The following is a 17,371-nucleotide window of genomic DNA, read 5'->3' as shown; positions in this document are numbered from 1 at the left end:
CAGGAAAAGCAGTGCCACACGCAATCTACGACGCCGGGCGGCCATGATCGGCGCCCGACGTCCACAGTAGCTCGAGCATTGCGGTTATACGACATCGTGTAGCGGCGGTCACTCCCCCGCGGCTAGCCCTCCGCGGCGAGTTGCCCACACGCGGCGGCGATCTCCTGGCCGCGGGTGTCGCGGACGGTGCAGGGGACGCCCTGGGCCTCGACGCGTCGAACGAATTCGCGCTCAACGGGTTTGGGGCTGGCGTCCCATTTGCTGCCGGGGGTGGGGTTGAGGGGGATGAGGTTGACGTGGACGCGGGGGCCGAGGGCCTGGTGGAGTTTTTTGCCGAGCATGTCGGCGCGCCACGGGTGGTCGTTGATGTCGCGGATGAGGGCGTACTCGATGGAGACGCGGCGGCCGGTGGTGTCGGCGTAATAGCGTGCGGCGTCGAGGACTTCGGCGACGGACCAGCGGTTGTTGACGGGGACGAGGGTGTCGCGGAGTTCGTCGTCGGGGGTGTGCAGGGAGACGGCCAAGGTCACCGACAGGCCCTCGTCGGCGAGTTTGCGGATCGCGGGGGCGAGGCCGACCGTGGAGACGACGACGTTGCGCTGGGAGATGCCGAGGCCGTCCGGTGCCGGGGAGGTGATTCGGCGGACGGCGTTGACCACCCGCTTGTAGTTCGCCAGGGGCTCGCCCATGCCCATGAAGACGATGTTGGACAGGCGGCCGGGGCCGCCCGCGACCTCGCCGTCGCGGAGGGCGGCCGCGGCGGCGCGGACCTGGTCGACGATCTCGGCGGTGGACAGGTTGCGGTTCAGGCCGCCCTGGCCGGTGGCGCAGAACGGGCAGGCCATGCCGCAGCCCGCCTGGCTGGAGATGCAGAGGGTGTTGCGGTCCGGGTAACGCATGAGCACGCTCTCGAGCAGCGTGCCGTCGCCCGCGCGCCACAGCGTCTTGCGGGTGGTGCCGTCGTCGCAGACGACGTGCCGGACCTCGGTCAGCAGCGGCGGGAACAGGGCCTCGGCGACCTTCGCGCGCACGGGCGCGGGCAGGTCGGTCATCCGCTCCGGATCCGCTTGCAGGCGGCCGTAGTACTGCCGGGCGATCTGGTCGGCGCGGAACTTGGGCAGGCCCAGTTCCTGGACCACCGCGCGCCTCTCGTCCGCGTCGAGGTCGGCGAGGTGCCGCGGCGGCATGCCACGGCGCGGAGCATCGAACACGAGCGGGAGGGAGGTCGTCATAACCACTCCAGTGTCCCATCCGTCGGCGACCGCGCGCGGACCGGCCACCGATTGCCCCGCCCGGGGACGTGTAGCGCCGATAGCCACCGGGAATGGCCAGGATATGACCAGCGATGCGGTTCCGAACCCGAATCAAACCCCCGTGCATCCCGACGAGCCCGCGCAGCCTCCGGTGACGCACACGCCCGACCCCGCGACGACCAGCACGCCGGTCCGCCGACGATCGTTGCGCACCCGCACCGGTTACACCTGGACGGCGCTCGTCGCGGCCGCGATCCTCGGCATCCTGCTGTTGATCTTCATTCTGCAGAACTCCGAGCAGCAGCAGGTGCACATGTTCTTCTGGAGTTTCACCCAGCCGCTGGGTGTGACGATCCTGTTGTCGGTGATCGCGGGGGCCCTGGTGATGGCGTTGGTCGGCGGCGGTCGCATCCTCCAGTTGCGGCGGGCCGCGAAGCGGTAGGTCGACGTCGCGGCGCGGGTCAGAGCAGGGCGGTGAAGACGAGCCAGGAGACGAGTGCGGACGGGAGCATCGAGTCCAGGCGGTCCATGATGCCGCCGTGGCCGGGGAGCAGGGTGCCCATGTCCTTGATGCCGAGTTCGCGCTTGACCTGGGATTCGATGAGGTCGCCGCAGGTCGCCACCAGGACGACGGCGACGCCGACCAGGACGCCGATCATCGAATTCGCTTGCAGCAGTAGCGTCACCGTGAGCAGGCCGCCGATGACGCAGAAGACGAGGGAGCCGACGAAACCCTCCCAGGACTTCTTCGGACTGATCGCCGGAACCATCGGATGCTTGCCGAACAGCACGCCCGCGACGTAACCGCCCACGTCCGAGCACACCACCAGGATCATGAACGTGAGCACCCGCAGGTTGCCCTTGTCCTCGAGCAGCAGCATCGTCGCGAACGAGGCCAGCAGCGGAATCCAGCTCAAGACGAAGACGGTGATCGCGGTGTCGCGCAAGAAGTTTCGCGGATGCGCGTCGAGCCCGTGGTCGAACAGCCGCCACGCCATGCACAACAGCGCGGTCGCCGCGAACGAACCCACCACGCCCGCGGTGCCGTACGGCCAGGACAGCCAGATGATCGCCTGACCGCCCGCGATCAACGGGATGCGCGGCACGAGCACATCGGCCTCGCGCAGTCGCTTGGCCACCTCCCAGGTGGCGACGGCGATGGCGACCGCGACCACGCCGATGAGGATCTTCGGCGCGAACAGCAGGATCGCGATCAGCGACAGGCCCAGCGTGAATCCGACGCCGAGCGCCGCGGGCAGGTTGCGGCCCGCCCGCGAGGACCTACCGCTCGGCGGTCCCTGCGGGGCCGGTGCCTGGTCGGCGGCCCCGCCGGTCACATCGCCGGTCGGCATCGCATCACCGGCCGCGGTTTGTTCGGCCACGATTGTCCCGTCGCTCACTTGTCGTCCATTTCGTACCCCGCGGGCGGTCGCCGCGGGTCGGCACGCACCGACCCGGGCTAGACCTCGAGCAGTTCCGATTCCTTGTGCTTGACCAACTCGTCCACCTGGCCGACGTACTTGGCGGTGGTCTTGTCCAATTCCTTTTCGGCGCGGCCGACCTCGTCCTCGCCCGCCTCGCCGTCCTTCTGGATGCGGCCCAGTTCGTCCATGGCCTTGCGGCGCACGTTGCGAATGGCGATCTTGGCGTCCTCGCCCTTGCCCTTGGCCTGCTTGACCAGCTCGCGGCGGCGTTCCTCGGTCAGCTGCGGCACCAGCACGCGAATGATGTTGCCGTCGTTGGTGGGATTGACGCCCAGATCCGAATTGCGGATCGCGGTCTCGATCGGCTGCAGCTGGGACTGCTCGTAGGGCTTGATGATGAGCATGCGCGGTTCGGGCGTGGTGATGCTCGACATCTGGGTGATCGGGGTGGGCGCGCCGTAGTAGTCGACGACGATCCGGTTGAACATGCTCGGATTCGCGCGACCGGTACGGATGGAGCCGAGGTCGTCCTTCGCCACCGAGACGGCCTTCTCCATCTTCTCCTCGGCGTCGAAGAGCGCTTCTTCAATCACGACCGTTTCCTCCACAGCGTCATGTTGATCCGTTCAGGACCGAACCAGTGTGCCGATCTTCTCACCGGCGACCGCTCGAGCGATATTGCCCTTCGTCAAGAGATTGAACACCAGCATGGGCATCTGGTTGTCCATACACAGGCTGAACGCGGTGGCGTCGGCGACCTTGAGGCCGCGTTCGAGGACCTCCTTGTGCGTGATCTCGGAGAACATCTCCGCGCTGGGGTCCTCCCGCGGGTCGGCGGTGTACACCCCGTCCACCGCCTTGGCCATGAGCACGACGTCCGCGCCGATCTCGAGCGCGCGCTGCGCGGCGGTGGTGTCGGTGGAGAAATAGGGCATGCCCATGCCCGCGCCGAAGATCACCACGCGGCCCTTCTCCAGATGCCGCTTGGCGCGCAACGGGATATACGGTTCGGCGACCTGTCCCATCGTGATGGCCGTCTGCACCCGGGTGTCGACGCCCTGCTGCTGCAGGAAGTCTTGCAGCGCAAGGCTGTTCATGACGGTCCCGAGCATGCCCATGTAATCGGAACGGGCGCGTTCCATCCCGCGTTCCTCGAGTTCGGCGCCGCGGAAGAAGTTGCCGCCCCCGATGACCACGGCCACCTGCACGCCGGTCGAAACCACCTCGGCGATCTGCTCGGCGACCGCCTGCACCACGTCGGGGTCGAGTCCGACCCGGCCGCCGCCGAACATCTCGCCGCCCAGTTTGAGCAGCACTCGCCGATAGCCCTTACGGGCCGGTTGTGGTTCCGACATCGGTCTCCATTCTCTACGGCGGCTGCTACACACATGCGAAAAGACCATCCGGTGTCGGGAAGGACACGGGACGGTGACGAAATACTGCGTCCATCCTGCCCTACGAGAGGGCGGGAGCGTTACCCGGCCCCCGGCGAATCAGCGTTTCGAGGCGTGTCCGATCGGCCGGTGTGGACGGCCTGTGCAGCACCATGATCGAACTGGGGTCGTCGACCGGGCGCATCTGGAACAGTTCGAAGGCCATCGGGCCCACCTCGGGATGATCGATCCGCACGAGCGTCGCGTCGAAGTCGCGGATCTCGTATTCCGGCCACCAGCACCGGAATTCGGCGCTCTCGGCGCTCAGGCGCTCGACGAGTTCGCGCGCGCGGGCGTCGCCGGGGTGCCGTCCGACGGCCGCGCGGAACTGGCCGAGCACGGCCCGCGCGAGGCGTTCCCATTCGGGCAGGGCGCGGGCTTCGGGGACGGTGAACAGCGTCCACAACAGGTTGCGGCGGTCCGGGGACAGCCGTCCCGGATCGCCGCGCACGATGGCATAGGCCGTGTTCCACGCGAGGTAGTCGAAATTGGCCGCATAGATCGCGGCCGGATATGGCAGCACGGCGTCCACGAAGCGCCGCAGTCGTTCCGGATCGGCGTGCCGGTCGCCGGGTTCGGGGTCGGACAGTCCGGCGAGGCCGCGCAGGTGCCGATGTTGCACCGGGTCCAGGCGCAGCGCCCGGGCCAAGGCGTCGATGACCTGACGGCTGGCCATCACGTCGCGGCCCTGTTCGAGCCAGGTGTACCAGGTGAGGCTGATGCCGGACAGTTCGGCGACCTCTTCGCGGCGCAGGCCCGGTGCGCGGCGGCGGGCCGGATCGCCGAACGCGGTCAGCCCGACGTCGGCGGGTTGCAGCCGGGCTCGGCGGGCGCGCAGGAATTGGGCGAGTTCGGCGCGCCGCGCGAGTTCGAGATTGCCGGAGGCGGTCAGCATTTCGCGTCCCCCGGATGGTCGGGTAGCAGGATCACTACCAGGACAGGGCGGCCGGTGAGGATCGAATCTTGTCGCATGGGGAGCACAGTCACCGTCTTTGATCTGGACGCCGATCTGGGGAAGCTCGGCGAATTCGAGTCCGTGTGGAAGGCGCAGCAGGAGAAGCTTTCCTGGGCAGCAGACACGATCAACGCCGCCGCCAATCGTGTTGTCGGCGGCGATCATTGGGCGGGCGGGGCGGCCACGCGGTTCGACGGTCACCGCCGCAAGATCGTCGCCGACCTCGACGCGGCCGCCGAACTCGCCGGGAAGGCGGCCACGGCGATCGGCTCCTGCATCCATGTGCTGCGCTACAACCAGGGCCTGCTCAACAACGAGAAGGCCAAGCTGAACGGCAAGGTCACGTGGCGGGAGACGGGCGCGGGCGGCACGGTCGAGATCGGCCCGGCCGACGCGAAGTACACCGCGTTGGTCAAGGACGTGGTCACCGCCTATGACGAGATCCGCGACCGGGTGGACAAGCAGCTGAAGCCGCAGGCCGACCTGTTCACCTCGGCGGTCTCGCAATTGAAGACCTGGGAGAGCACCTGGTCCAAACGCACGCTGCGGATGCTGAACTGGAATATCCAGCAGGGCGGCGACGGCAACAAGGTGCACTGGCCGTGGGACAAGAAACCGGACAGCGAGCGACAGGGCACCCAGAAGGGGGATATGGGTGATCTCGCGCAACGGCTCATCGACGGAAAGGTCGACGTGGCGACGCTGCAAGAGGTCTTCAAGGACGGCGCGGACCAGTTGCAGAAGGAACTCGACAAGCGGGCGGGGCCCGGCGAGAAGTGGGAGGTGCATTTCGGGCCCGCCTCGGACAAGGGCGAGGGGTCGCATTACGGCTTGAAGAACGAGTTCGGCAATGCGGTCGTGGTGCGCACCGGAAACGGGGTGACCACCGAAAGTCCCACGGTCACCGAACTCGGCAAGGGCGGCCCCGGCGACGGGGAAACCCGTTCGACCACGCGCGTCCACGTAAACGTGAACCGCTGAATTCACCAGGCGGGCAGCGTCACATCGACCCGCTGCCCGTCGTGGTCGGACTGGCCGCGCTCCCACCGCAGCGCGTCGGAGGTGCCGACGCCGCGGGGGATGATCTGGTCGATGGGACGATGACTGGCCGACGTGCCGCCCTGACCGTCGTGGATCTGTCCCGCGTACGGGTCGAAGCCCTGGTTGCCGAAATCCCGGATGCGCTGGCCGTTGGGGTCCTCGGGGCCGGAGGTGCCGTTGAAATCGCCTGCGATGATGGTGTTTCCGTGGGTCGGGTCACCGGCGAGGCCGAGGAGCTTCTGGAGTTCGGCGGCCTGGGCGGCGTTCTTTCCCGGATCGCCGTTCAGGCTCAGGTGGGCGCTGAACAGATCGAATCCGTTGCGCGTGGCCTGGAGGAGTTTCTCGGCGTTGTCGTCGTCCATGTTGCGGTACAACAGGATCGCGAGTTTCAGGCGTTCGGCGTCGGAGTCGACGGTGTCCGAGAACGCCCCCATCGCGGCCGTGACGCCCGAATACGCCTCGGAGTGGGCGTGTTCGCAGGACTGGCCGACCATGGTGTTGCCGAAACTCGACGACGACTCCCAGGTGAAGTGGCCCATCGACAGTTCGAGACGGCCGTGCGACGAGCTGACCGGCGTGCCGCCGAGGATCTTCGACCCGTGCGCGAGCGCCGATTGGGCGCGCCCCATTTCCGTCTGGAGGTGCTGTAGTTCGGCGAAATCGACTTTGACCTTCATGGGGCGCGATTTTACTACAGCATAATTCTGGATGCCATGGAATGTTGCTCGGGCACAACGACTTTCGATACGCAAGCCGGTGATTACCGGGGCATCGGAACGACGAAGGCCCCCCGCGCCATGCGCGCGAGGGGCCTCGGTCGAGCGGAGATCAGGCCTGGCCGACCTCGAACCGCGCGAAGCGGGTCACGGTCACACCGGCCTCGTCCAGCAGCTGCTTGACGGTCTTCTTGTTGTCGGTGACCGACGGCTGCTCGAGCAGGACGACGTCCTTGTAGAAGCCGTTGACGCGGCCCTCGACGATCTTGGGCAGGGCGCCTTCCGGCTTGCCCTCCTCGCGGGCGGTCGCCTCGGCGATGCTGCGCTCCTTCTCCACGACGTCGGCGGGGACCTCGTCGCGGGTCACGTAGCGGGCCTTGAGCGCGGCGATCTGCATGGCGGCGGCGCGGGCGGCCTCGGCCGCCTTGTCGCCCTCGCCCTGGTACTCGACCAGCACGCCCACGGCGGGCGGCAGGTCCGAGGACCGCTTGTGCAGGTAGGTCGCGACCGGGCCGTCGAAGGAGACGACGCGGCGCAGCTCCAGCTTCTCGCCGATGCGCGCGGCCAGCTCCTGCACGGCCTGGTCGGCGGTCTTGCCGTTGACGTCGAGCGCCTTCAGCTCGTCCAGATCCTTCGGGTGCGCCTTCGCGGCGACCTCGGCGATGTCCCCGGCGAGGTTCTGGAACTCGTCGTTCTTGGCGACGAAGTCGGTCTCGGAGTTGATCTCGAACATGACCCCGCCCGACGCGGAGACCAGGCCCTCGGCGGTGGCGCGCTCGGCGCGCTTGCCGACGTCCTTGGCGCCCTTGATGCGCAGCACCTCGACGGCCTTGTCGAAATCGCCGTCGGTCTCCTCGAGCGCCTTCTTGCAGTCCATCATCCCGGAGCCGGTGAGCTCGCGGAGCCGCTTCACGTCGGCGGCAGTGTAGTTCGCCATCCTGGCGAGCCTCCTCGAATATTGGTCTTCAGGTCTCCAGCACCACCATGCCGACCGCTTCCGAACAGGAAGGGCCGGCACGGTGAACAAAGAAAGAGCTGGGTGGTGGCTCAGCTCTCGGCCGCGGCCGGCGCCTCGGCGGTCTCGGGGGCCGCCTCCGCGTTGGGGGTGGCCTGGGCCAGCAGCTCCTGCTCCCACTCGGCGAGCGGCTCGCCGGCGCCCGCCTCGGGCTTGGCGTCGCCGGTCGCGCGCGCGGCACGGGCCTGCACGCCCTCGGCGACCGCGGAGGCGACGACCTTGGTGAGCAGCGCGGCCGACCGGATGGCGTCGTCGTTGCCCGGGATCGGGTAGTCGACCAGGTCCGGATCGCAGTTGGTGTCGAGGATCGCGACGACCGGGATGTTCAGCTTGCGGGCCTCGCCGACGGCGATGTGCTCCTTGTTGGTGTCGACGACCCAGATGGCCGAGGGCACCTTCTGCATGTCGCGGATACCGCCGAGGGTGCGCTCCAGCTTGTTCTTCTCACGCGTGAGCATGAGGATTTCCTTCTTGGTGCGACCCTCGAAACCGCCGGTCTGCTCCATAGACTCCAGCTCCTTCAGGCGCTGCAGCCGCTTGTGGACGGTCGAGAAGTTGGTGAGCATGCCGCCCAGCCAGCGCTGGTTCACGTACGGCATGCCGACGCGGGTCGCCTCGGAGGCGATGGCCTCCTGCGCCTGCTTCTTGGTGCCGACGAACAGCACGGTGCCACCGTGGGCCACGGTCTCCTTGACGAACTCGTAGGCCTTGTCGATGTAGGTCAGCGTCTGCTGCAGATCGATGATGTAGATGCCGTTGCGGTCGGTGAAGATGAACCGCTTCATCTTCGGGTTCCACCGGCGGGTCTGGTGCCCGAAATGCGCGCCGCTGTCGAGCAGCTGCTTCATGGTTACGACAGCCATGGCTCCGTAACAACCTTTCGTTGCTGGTTGACGCAGGGATCGGCGATCTCTGCCCTGGCGCCCGCGGCCGCCGGACCCGATTCGGCACGAAGCACGAATTGGCGGGACCAGCCGACGACCCGTTGGTGCGGGCGCGCGAAGTCGATCCGGTGATGAGCGGACCGCGGAACCAGTTTACGGCGATGTGTCGTAGGAACCTAAACGGGGTGGCGGCTGGTCAGGCCGGTGCGCTCATCGCGCCCACGACCAGCCGACGACCAGCGCGCACACCGCCACGGCCGCGATCGTCCAGGCGACCAGCGCGACGGCGCGACGGCCGTCGGTCCAGCGACCGCGACGGTTGTGCAGAATTCGGTTGCGGCGCAAGGCGATCGCGGTGACGATGCCGAGCGCGGCGGCCCCGGCGAGGGCGAGCACGGCCGCGGGCGGGCGGTCCGCGACGAGCGCGGTGCGCACCAGCAGCAGCGCGTTGGCCATCGCGGCGACGGCGGTGCGCAGCCACGACAGCGCGGTGCGTTCGGCCTGGAGGCCACGGTCGGCGATCACGACAGCAGCAGACCGACGCCCGCGACCAGGGCGATCGCGGCGATGCCGACGGCGAGGACGGGCGCGAGCACCGTGCGCGGGAGGGGGCCGCCGCGGCGCATGACCTCCTCGACCCGCCGCCAGCGCGCGTACGCGCCGAGCGCGACGATCCCGGCGAGCACGATGCAGGCCAGCGCCAGGGCGGTGCGCGTGTCGTGGCGGCGGAAGGGCCGGACCAGTTCGCGCACCGCGACCCCGGCGGCCAGCAGGCCGAGGGCGGTGCGGATCCACGCCAGGAAGGTGCGTTCGTTGGCGAGGGTGAAGCGATAGTCGAGTTCGTCGGCCTCCGGCTCGCTCATCGGGACATCGACGTCCTTTCCGCTCACACCCCCGCAGTTGTCCACACTCGCCGAAGACGATCTTTCCACGTCGGAGTGTCGTGAGGACGCTGGCCGTATGCGATGGACCAAACTCCTCCCCCTGACCGGACCGCTCCTGGCGATCACCCTGGTCGCTCCCCCCGCCGACGCCGCGCCCGCGGGCCGGTTCGATTGGCCGCTGCACCCGCGACCGCCGGTGTTGCGCCGGTTCGACAAACCGCCGCGGGACTGGCTGCCCGGCCATCGCGGCGTCGATCTCGGCGGCGCGGCGGGTCAATCGGTGCTCGCGGCGGGTGACGGGGTCACGATCTTCGCCGACGAGGTGGGTGGCAAACCGGTGGTGTCGATCGATCATCCGAGCGGGTTGCGCACCACGTACGAGCCGGTGCGCGCGGCCGTGCCCGAGGGCCGCCGGGTCCGGCGCGGCGAGGTCGTCGGCTCCCTCGAACCCGGCCATCCGGGGTGTCCCGGCGTCTGTCTGCACTGGGGTTTGCGCCGCGGCCACGACTATCTCGACCCACTCGGCGCGTTGCGGACCGCGCCGCTGCGTTTGAAACCACTGACCCCCGCTCCCCCGGAGGCGAAGCAATGAGGATGCCCGATGCAATTCGCTGGTCCGCTCGATCGGCGAGCGCAGATCCTGACGAAATGATCTCTGGGAACGACCGGTTGGCGACGCACGAGATCATCCGATATCTCGCGGCGGTCGGCCGCTATCTCGCCGTGCCGACGGCGGTTCGATGTGACGGAGGAATGCGATGACCACGACCGGGCCGATGCGGACCCTCGCCGACGTATTGCCCTCCGTGGCAGCGACTTTCGGGCTCGACTACGGGAATCCACTGGCGCTGACGCCCAATCGGGATGTCGTGCTGCTGGTGATCGACGGGCTCGGCGCCGAACCGCTCAGGCGGCACCGGGATATCGCGCCGACGCTGGCGAACCAGGTGACGACCACGCTGATGGCCGGATTCCCGGCGACCACCGCGGCCAGTCTCGCCAGCCTCGCCGTCGGCGCGCCCTGCGCCGCCCACGGGATCGTCGGATACAGCTTCGCGGTCCCCGATCCGGGCGGACTCCGCGTGCTGAACGCGCTGCGCTGGCGGCTCGACGCGGCGACCGGCCCGGACGCGTCCGACAGTCATCCGCCGGAAGCCATGCAGCACAGGCGAAGTCGCTTGCAGGATCTCGCGGCGCACGGCATCGAGGTGCACTACGTGATGCCCGGATATCAGGGCGATTCGGGATTGACGCGCGCGGCGTTCCGGGCGACGGGAACGATGCATCCGGCGAGCACCCTCGCGGAGGTGCGGGCCGAAATCCTGTCTGTCGCAACGCATTCGGAAGCATCCTCGCGGTTCGCGTACGCCTACTTCGGCGACCTCGACGCCGCCGGACATCTGCACGGACCGGAATCGGAGGCGTGGCGGACGGTGCTGCGCGAGGTCGACGCGTGCGTGGCCGATCTGCTGACCGATCTGCCGTCGGCGTGCACGCTGCTCGTCACCGGCGATCACGGCATGATCGAGGCGGACGCGGTGCTCGATCTCGATTCCCGCGGGGCGCTCCACCGCGGGGTCCGGCTGATCGCGGGCGAGTCCCGGGTGCGGCACATCCATCTCGAACATCCCGACGCACTCGCCGACGTCACGGCCTGCTGGACCGGGGAACTAGGGCAGCACGCGCGAATCGTGAGCCGGGAGCAGGCGCTGGACGAGCACTGGTTCGGCCGGATGCCCCCGGACCCGGTCGTCCGCGGCCGCATCGGGATCTCATCGCGGTCGCGGAGGGCCGCAGCGTGCTCATCCGTTCCGAGCGAGAACCGTTGGAGTCGACCATGATCGGCCATCACGGCGCCTGGACCACGGACGAGCAGCTGGTCCCCCTCATCACCGCCGGAGGTGATCGTGGCATGCCCTGGTGACCACCTCGACCCAGATCTCCGGATCGGTCGACCAGAGGTTGTGGGCGACCCCTGGGATCTCCTCGAACCGGCCGCGCGGGAGCAGGGCCGCCAACTGCCGCAGCGGCCACGACGGCCGGATGTCGTGCTGCGCGGCGAGGAAGGTCATGGCCACCTCGCTGTCGGCCAGCTCGCGGAACAGCCGGGGTTCGTGGATCCAGGACACGAACGACGCGCTCAACACCTCGTGAACGTCCGGGGCCCAGCCGATTTCGATGTCGTCCTCCAGGTGCCGCGCGGCCTCGTATGCCTTCGACCAGGTCCGGTCCTTGTGCAGTCCGTGCCCCGCGACCCCCACCACACCCGCGACCCGATCGGGATGCTCGAGCGCGTACCGCACCGCCAGATCCGATCCCCAGGAATGACCGAGCACCACCCACCGCTCGATGTGGTTCGCCCTGCGCACGGCTTCGAGATCGGTTATCGCACAGGCGAGATCGTGCGGGCCGCCCTCCGAGCGCCCGACTCCCCTGGGCTCGGGAAACCAGGCCCGCGTGCCGCGCGGAGCGAGCCGGTCGTGCTCGAGGTAGTGCACACAGCCCGGTCCGCCGGAGAGGACGACGACATCCGGACCCTCGCCGGAGACGCCGACGTGCAAGGAGATTCCGTCTTCGGTGCGCACATGTGTCGATCGCATCCCAGCATCATCGGGCCGAGACCCCGATCCGGGCTTGCCTCTAAAATAGAGGCATGGATGAGGGCATCACACTCGGCGCCTGGCGTTCGGGTGACACCGCAGGCGTGGCGGCCCGGTTGGCGGAGGACGCGATCTTCTCCAGCCCGGTCGCCGACTACCACGGGCGCGCGAATGTCGCGCACATGCTGGGGCTGATCGCCACCGTTCTCGACGAGGTCGCCGAGACGTGTCGGTGGCACGGCGCGGGCGATGAGCTGTTCGCCTTCGCGGCGCGGGCGGCGGGCGGCGAATTGCAAGGTCTGGTCCGGGAGGAATTCACCGACGACGGGAGGCTCGCGCATGTGACGCTGTTCCTGCGACCGTTGCGCGCGCTGCGGGCGGCGGTCGCGACAATGGCCGCGCGACTGGAGGATTCGCCGCTGCCCCAGCCGGGGGCGTAGCGGTGGCCGACGCGCCGCGGCCGGGACGGCAGGTTCGGGGGTCGGCAACCGGGCGCCCGGTCATGGCCCTGCTCGATCTGGCCGGACGCCGGTGGATGCTGCGGGTGATCTGGGAGCTCGATCGGTCCGAGGAGCCGCTGACCTTCCGGGCGTTGCGCGCCGCGTGCGGCGACGTGTCCTCCAGCGTGCTGACCAGGCGGCTGCGCGAACTCGGCGAGGTCGGGCTGGTGCGGCACGACGGCGGTTACGCGCTGACGCCGATCGGGCGGCGGCTGGTGGCGGCGATGCGGCCGCTCACCGCGTGGGCGGAGGATTGGGACCGCGAACTGCGCTGAGCACGAGGCCGCGGACCGCCGCGGCGACCTGCTCGGGACGCTCGGCGGGGATGATGTGCTCGGAATCGGCGTCCTCGAACCGGCCGCCGACCTGTTCGGCGTAGCGGCGCTGATGCTCGCGGAGGGTCGCCAGGTTGCGCGACTGGAAACGGTTGGCGCGTCGCGCGGAGATGACCACGACGCCGCAGTCGGGCAATCGCGGTGGGCGAGCGCGGAATTCGCCGAGCGCGGCCGCCACGGCCCGCACCTCGTGCCGGGTGCGCGCGATGCCCGCCGGGGTGAAGTCCTCGGCCAGCATGGTCGCGTAGGTGTCGGCCGGGAACATGCGGCCGTAGGAGCGGGTCAGCAGGCGCATGAGCGGGCGGGAGTGGGCCAGCAGCTGCTGGACGGCCAGGATGCGGTCGGTCTTGCGGGCCGTGGGTGTCCAGTCGTCGTAGCAGGGCGCGGTCTCGGGAGTCGGGTCGACCAGGACGAGTCCGGCCGGGCGGATCGAAAGTCGTTCGGCGGCACGGCGAACGATGAGTCCGCCCATGCTGTGTCCGACCAGGACGACGCGGCTCGGCGCGAGGTCGTCGATCAACGCGGTGAGGGTCGCGGCCATGTCGTCGATGCTCTGCGGCGCGACCGGGCCGCTGCGGCCCCGACCGGCACGGTCGTAGGCGACGGTGCGGGCGACGTCGGACAGCAGCGGCACCACGGCGTCCCAGAGGGTGCGGCCCGCGCCCGAACCGGATTCGAACACGACGAGCGTTTCCCCGGAACCGGCTTCCTCGAGGTAGATCTCGTTGCCGCCCAGGGATATTCGCCGCCCCGGCACATCGCGCATGACACACCTTCTCAAACAGTCCCAACTTTGGGAACGGTACCAGAAATGGGATAGTTCGCCTATGGCTCCGACGGATCTCCTGCTCCACCCCGTGCGACTGCGCATCGTGCACGCGCTGTCCGGGGGGCGGGTGCGCAATGCGAACGATTTAAGTGACCGCCTTCCCGATGTGTCGCGCACGAGCATCTACCGCCACCTCACCCTGCTCGTCGACGGCGGGATATTGGAGGTCGCCGACGAGCGCCGGGTGCGCGGGGGCGTCGAACGGTTGTATCGGCTGCGGCCCGACCGGCCCAGGATCGCTCCGGAGGCGGGCGGAACCATGAGCACCGACGAGCACCGGCGCGGATTCGCCGCGGCCATGGCCGTTCTGATCGCCGAGTTCAACGCCTATCTCGACCGGCCCGGCGCCGATCCCTACGCCGATTCCGTCAGCTATCGGCAAGCGACGCTGTGGCTGTCGGCCGACGAACTCGCGGATATGCTCGCCCGCCTGAACGAGGTGGTCGCCCCCTTGGCGGCCAATGCGCCGGGTCCGGGTCGCAGACCGTATCTCGTCAGCCCGATCTTGTTCCCGGATGACGAGCCGTCCGAATCGAATTGATCGGGTGTCGTTGGGATGTCAGCAGGATCGGGAGTCCGTCCACGGCGGGATCGGGGACGGGGCGTCGAGCAGGAAGGCGCGGATCGCGTCGAAATAGATGTCGGGTCGATCGAGGCGTACGACGTGTCCGGCGTCGGAGAGGCAGACCAGGGTCGAGTTGGGAAGGGTGGTGCGGTATTGGCGGGTGATGTCGAAGGGGACGTAGTTGCAGCCGCCGGTGATGATCAGGGCAGGTGTGGTGTTGGTCGTGAGGGCGGAACGGGTTGCGGGCGGGCGGCTTTCGGCGTCGCGCACGGTGAAGACGTTGTCGTACAAGCCGAATCCGCTCACCGCCTCGTGTGGTAGGCGGGCCGGGTCGCAGACCGTTCCCGGGGCGAGGTGCTGGAAATAGGCGTCGAAGAACGCGTCGGCCTCGCGATCGGGGACGAGGTGGTGGGCCGCGTCGGGGTTGACTCGACCGAGGAAGTACCACAACAGGAATCGCGGTGTCCCGGGCAGCAGTGCGTCGGCTCGTTCGCGTTGCTCGGGCGTCAGGCGCGCGGCGGGGGTGAGGTCCGCGTCGGACCATTCCGCGAAATCGAGGGGCGCGGGTGAGGTGAAGACGGCGCGGTCGACGCGATCGGGGTGGCTCGCCATATAGGTGGCGACCAGGCTGCCGCCCCAGGACGCGCCGGACAAAATCATGCGCTCGGTTCCGAGGCGTTCGCGGAGCGCCTCGAGGTCGGCGACGTGCCGGGCGACGCGGTACTCCTCGGGCCGGGTCAGCCGTTCGGACAGGCCGCTGCCGATCTGGTCGTAGAGGTAGACGTCGTAGCCGAGCGCGGCGAATCGCCGGAAGAAGTCGACCAGGGAGGGATCGGCGACGTCCTCCTCCCCCGGTCCGCCGCCGACCACGACGATCGGCGTCGGCCGCGGCGGCCCGACGGCGGGGATGTGAAGCACCGCGAGACGCGAGCCCGTCGAAAGTGCCCAGTACGCCAATCCTTCCGGTGGCCGTGGTCGGCTCGGCGTACCGGGTAACGGCCGGAGGACCGTCAGCGTCGCGACAAGTACCAGGCACAGAACGCCGACGGTGGCGGCGATCGTGGCGAGCGGCCGAGGCAGCCGGACGAGGCGCGTCACCAAAAGCGCTGCCAGCCAGCACATTACGAACGCTACGACGACGGAGGTCACCATCAGGATCGGCACCGTGGCGGTCAGGAGCGCCGCCCCGAAGAACGCCGCCACGGCCGCGACCTCGCCGAGGACCACGGCCGCGACCATCAGCAGGGAGCCCGATACGATTCGGAACCACTGCCGACGCGGCGACGAGCGAACCGGCATCGCACCCCTTTCCACCGCTCTCATCGTGCCCGACGCACGTCGGAATGAAGGGGTTTCGCGTCCGGCGTCGGTCAGGGTCGGGCGAAGTAGTGGCCTTCGTCGAGGTCCGCGATGAGGTCGGGATGGGTCGGCCGCCAGTCCAGGAGTTCGCGGGCCGCGGCGGGCGGCATGGTGATGTTCATGGTGGCGAAGGGGCCGAAATAGCCGAAGTGCGCGGCGGATTCGGCGGGCTCGAGGCTACGGGTGGGAATGTCGAGGTGGCGGGCGATGGTGTCGGCGATATCGCGGACCCGAACACCCTCCTCGGCGGCGGCCGGGAGTTGGAGGCCGCTCGGCGCGTGCTCCAACGCCAAGCGGTAGAGGCGGGCCAGATCCAGGGTGTGGACGGCGGGCCAGCGGTTGGCGCCGTCGCCGATATAGGCGGAAACACCTGTGCCGCGGGCGGTTTCGATCAGGATGGGGATGAAGCCGTGGCGGTCGCGATTGCTGTGGACGACCGGCGGGATGCCGATCAGCAGCGGGCGAATGCCGCGAGTGGCGAACCCGGCGATGGTCCGGGCCACCTCCGAGCGCGGGTTGGCGCGAATGGCGGCGTCGTTCTCCTCGGTGTCGCCCTGGGCGAGGCCGACGCCCAGGAAGGTCTTGCCGGTTCCCGCCAGGGCGTCGCCGAAGGTTCGCACGACGGCCAGGTCGGCGGCGACGGCACCGGCGAAGTCCCCGGCGCGCATGTCGTCGTGTTTGAAACCGAGGTGGACGACGGCGTCGGCAGCGGTCGCCGCGGCACGCAGGCCGTCGAGATCGCTCAGGTCACCGCGACGGACCTCCGCGCCCAGCGCGCGCACGGCCTCGGCCGAGGACTCGGATCGAGCCAGGCCGACGACCTCGTGGCGCGCCTTCACTAGTTCGGGGATGACGGCGGAGCCGATATGGCCCGACGGTCCGGTGACGAAGACTCGCATGGGAACTCCTCGGTGATGTGACTCGGTGCCGTCACCGTAACACCGTGACGGTACCGAGTCACGTCACTGACGGAACTCGGTCACTTCACCTAGGCTAATGGGCATGGCGAGATGGGAACCGAACGCGCGCGAACGACTCGTCCTCGCGGCCCTGGACCTGTTCGGCGAGCAGGGCTACGAGAGCACCACCGTCATCCAGATCGCGCAACGCGCGGGCCTCACCAAAACCACCTTCTTCCGCCACTTCCCCGACAAGCGCGAGGTCCTGTTCGCCGGGCAGGAGATCCACGGGCGTCTCCTCGCGGAAGGCATTGCCGCCGTATCCGATTCGGCCACCCCCCTCGAAGCCGTCGCCGCGGGCCTCGACACCGTCACCGCCTCCTTCACCCCCACCCAGCGCGAATTCGGGCCCCGACTGCGCGAAGTCATCGCCGCCAACCCCGAATTACGAGAACGCGCCGCCTTCAAACACGCGGGCCTGGCCACCGCCATCACTGAAGCCCTCCACGCCCGCGGCATCCCCGAACCCACGGCCAGCCTCGCGGCCGAACTCGGCGTCCGTGCCTTTGAAAACGCCTACGAACGGTGGATCGACCCGGCCAACGACCATCCCCTCCCCGCTCTTGCCCGCCGGGAACTCGAGGCCCTGAAAACAGCGGCTGCCGCTCTCGAGTGAAGG

Annotated in this window: 22 protein-coding genes; 8 read left to right on the top strand and 14 right to left on the bottom strand. The window is 68.9% G+C overall.

Annotated features, from left to right (window positions below):
• Positions 1-122: 122 nt before the first annotated feature.
• Positions 123-1,232 carry a 23S rRNA (adenine(2503)-C(2))-methyltransferase RlmN gene (gene rlmN, locus ACFYTQ_RS01180; protein WP_387356024.1) on the bottom strand — a complete coding sequence of 370 codons (1,110 nt, stop codon included), beginning with the start codon at positions 1,230-1,232 and terminating at the stop codon, positions 123-125.
• A 103-nt stretch (positions 1,233-1,335) separates the two neighbouring features.
• On the opposite strand from rlmN, the gene ACFYTQ_RS01175 reads away from it, so the two are divergent.
• Positions 1,336-1,695, top strand: a complete 360-nt coding sequence (locus tag ACFYTQ_RS01175; RefSeq protein WP_387356023.1) for a lipopolysaccharide assembly LapA domain-containing protein — start codon at positions 1,336-1,338, stop codon at positions 1,693-1,695.
• Between the two features lie 19 nt (positions 1,696-1,714).
• Here the strand turns inward: ACFYTQ_RS01175 and ACFYTQ_RS01170 are convergent, their stop codons facing one another.
• The 4 genes from ACFYTQ_RS01170 to ACFYTQ_RS01155 form a co-directional block, all read right to left on the bottom strand.
• On the bottom strand, positions 1,715-2,605 hold the full coding sequence (locus ACFYTQ_RS01170) for a phosphatidate cytidylyltransferase (protein WP_387356965.1): 891 nt from the start codon (positions 2,603-2,605) through the stop codon (positions 1,715-1,717).
• Between the two features lie 107 nt (positions 2,606-2,712).
• Entirely contained in the window at positions 2,713-3,270 is a 558-nt protein-coding gene (frr, locus tag ACFYTQ_RS01165; protein ID WP_387356021.1) for a ribosome recycling factor, read from the bottom strand.
• 33 nt (positions 3,271-3,303) lie between these two features.
• Complete coding sequence (gene pyrH / locus ACFYTQ_RS01160; RefSeq protein WP_387356020.1) at positions 3,304-4,032, bottom strand: UMP kinase; 729 nt, start codon at positions 4,030-4,032, stop codon at positions 3,304-3,306.
• 100 nt (positions 4,033-4,132) lie between these two features.
• The gene (locus ACFYTQ_RS01155) at positions 4,133-5,005 is read right to left on the bottom strand and encodes a helix-turn-helix transcriptional regulator (RefSeq protein WP_387356018.1); all 873 of its coding nucleotides are present in this window, start codon (positions 5,003-5,005) and stop codon (positions 4,133-4,135) included.
• Positions 5,006-5,080: 75 nt separating this feature from the next.
• Between ACFYTQ_RS01155 and ACFYTQ_RS01150 the strand changes: the two genes are divergently transcribed.
• The gene (locus ACFYTQ_RS01150; RefSeq protein WP_387356016.1) at positions 5,081-6,046 is read left to right on the top strand and encodes a hypothetical protein; all 966 of its coding nucleotides are present in this window, start codon (positions 5,081-5,083) and stop codon (positions 6,044-6,046) included.
• Positions 6,047-6,048: 2 nt separating this feature from the next.
• Here the strand turns inward: ACFYTQ_RS01150 and ACFYTQ_RS01145 are convergent, their stop codons facing one another.
• The 5 genes from ACFYTQ_RS01145 to ACFYTQ_RS01125 form a co-directional block, all read right to left on the bottom strand.
• On the bottom strand, positions 6,049-6,783 hold the full coding sequence (locus ACFYTQ_RS01145; RefSeq protein ID WP_387356014.1) for an endonuclease/exonuclease/phosphatase family protein: 735 nt from the start codon (positions 6,781-6,783) through the stop codon (positions 6,049-6,051).
• Positions 6,784-6,934: 151 nt separating this feature from the next.
• Entirely contained in the window at positions 6,935-7,759 is an 825-nt protein-coding gene (tsf, locus tag ACFYTQ_RS01140; protein WP_387356012.1) for a translation elongation factor Ts, read from the bottom strand.
• A gap of 110 nt (positions 7,760-7,869) precedes the next feature.
• Positions 7,870-8,700 (bottom strand): 30S ribosomal protein S2, encoded by an 831-nt coding sequence (gene rpsB, locus ACFYTQ_RS01135; RefSeq protein WP_387356010.1) that lies wholly within the window; start codon positions 8,698-8,700, stop codon positions 7,870-7,872.
• Between the two features lie 231 nt (positions 8,701-8,931).
• The gene (locus ACFYTQ_RS01130) at positions 8,932-9,246 is read right to left on the bottom strand and encodes a DUF202 domain-containing protein (protein WP_387356008.1); all 315 of its coding nucleotides are present in this window, start codon (positions 9,244-9,246) and stop codon (positions 8,932-8,934) included.
• Positions 9,243-9,584, bottom strand: a complete 342-nt coding sequence (locus ACFYTQ_RS01125) for a YidH family protein (protein ID WP_387356006.1) — start codon at positions 9,582-9,584, stop codon at positions 9,243-9,245. Before ACFYTQ_RS01125 ends, ACFYTQ_RS01130 begins: the two co-directional genes overlap by 4 nt.
• 97 nt (positions 9,585-9,681) lie before the next feature.
• Between ACFYTQ_RS01125 and ACFYTQ_RS01120 the strand changes: the two genes are divergently transcribed.
• Positions 9,682-10,197, top strand: coding sequence for a M23 family metallopeptidase (locus ACFYTQ_RS01120; RefSeq protein WP_387356004.1), 516 nt, complete (start codon positions 9,682-9,684; stop codon positions 10,195-10,197).
• A gap of 166 nt (positions 10,198-10,363) precedes the next feature.
• Entirely contained in the window at positions 10,364-11,446 is a 1,083-nt protein-coding gene (locus tag ACFYTQ_RS01115) for an alkaline phosphatase family protein (protein ID WP_387356003.1), read from the top strand.
• Positions 11,447-11,494: 48 nt separating this feature from the next.
• Here the strand turns inward: ACFYTQ_RS01115 and ACFYTQ_RS01110 are convergent, their stop codons facing one another.
• A complete protein-coding gene (locus ACFYTQ_RS01110) occupies positions 11,495-12,205 on the bottom strand; it encodes an alpha/beta fold hydrolase (protein WP_387356001.1) in 711 nt (236 codons plus the stop codon).
• A 53-nt stretch (positions 12,206-12,258) separates the two neighbouring features.
• Between ACFYTQ_RS01110 and ACFYTQ_RS01105 the strand changes: the two genes are divergently transcribed.
• Positions 12,259-12,645 (top strand): hypothetical protein, encoded by a 387-nt coding sequence (locus ACFYTQ_RS01105; RefSeq protein ID WP_387355999.1) that lies wholly within the window; start codon positions 12,259-12,261, stop codon positions 12,643-12,645.
• 62 nt (positions 12,646-12,707) lie between these two features.
• Complete coding sequence (locus ACFYTQ_RS01100) at positions 12,708-12,980, top strand: winged helix-turn-helix transcriptional regulator (protein ID WP_387355997.1); 273 nt, start codon at positions 12,708-12,710, stop codon at positions 12,978-12,980.
• Here the strand turns inward: ACFYTQ_RS01100 and ACFYTQ_RS01095 are convergent.
• Positions 12,940-13,806, bottom strand: a complete 867-nt coding sequence (locus ACFYTQ_RS01095; RefSeq protein ID WP_387355995.1) for an alpha/beta hydrolase — start codon at positions 13,804-13,806, stop codon at positions 12,940-12,942. The genes ACFYTQ_RS01100 and ACFYTQ_RS01095 overlap by 41 nt on opposite strands.
• A gap of 61 nt (positions 13,807-13,867) precedes the next feature.
• Between ACFYTQ_RS01095 and ACFYTQ_RS01090 the strand changes: the two genes are divergently transcribed.
• Positions 13,868-14,410, top strand: coding sequence for a helix-turn-helix domain-containing protein (locus ACFYTQ_RS01090; protein WP_387355993.1), 543 nt, complete (start codon positions 13,868-13,870; stop codon positions 14,408-14,410).
• 18 nt (positions 14,411-14,428) lie between these two features.
• Here ACFYTQ_RS01090 and ACFYTQ_RS01085 read toward each other — a convergent pair whose 3' ends face one another.
• Positions 14,429-15,733 (bottom strand): alpha/beta hydrolase, encoded by a 1,305-nt coding sequence (locus ACFYTQ_RS01085; RefSeq protein WP_387355991.1) that lies wholly within the window; start codon positions 15,731-15,733, stop codon positions 14,429-14,431.
• 71 nt (positions 15,734-15,804) lie between these two features.
• Positions 15,805-16,692 carry an SDR family oxidoreductase gene (locus tag ACFYTQ_RS01080; protein ID WP_387355989.1) on the bottom strand — a complete coding sequence of 296 codons (888 nt, stop codon included), beginning with the start codon at positions 16,690-16,692 and terminating at the stop codon, positions 15,805-15,807.
• Positions 16,693-16,795: 103 nt separating this feature from the next.
• On the opposite strand from ACFYTQ_RS01080, the gene ACFYTQ_RS01075 reads away from it, so the two are divergent.
• On the top strand, positions 16,796-17,368 hold the full coding sequence (locus ACFYTQ_RS01075; protein ID WP_387355987.1) for a TetR/AcrR family transcriptional regulator: 573 nt from the start codon (positions 16,796-16,798) through the stop codon (positions 17,366-17,368).
• The last annotated feature ends 3 nt before the right edge of the window (positions 17,369-17,371 follow it).

The organism is Nocardia sp. NPDC004068, assembly GCF_042874315.1.
In the GTDB taxonomy this organism is placed as follows: domain Bacteria; phylum Actinomycetota; class Actinomycetes; order Mycobacteriales; family Mycobacteriaceae; genus Nocardia.
This window is presented reverse-complemented; position numbering and strand designations above follow the sequence as displayed.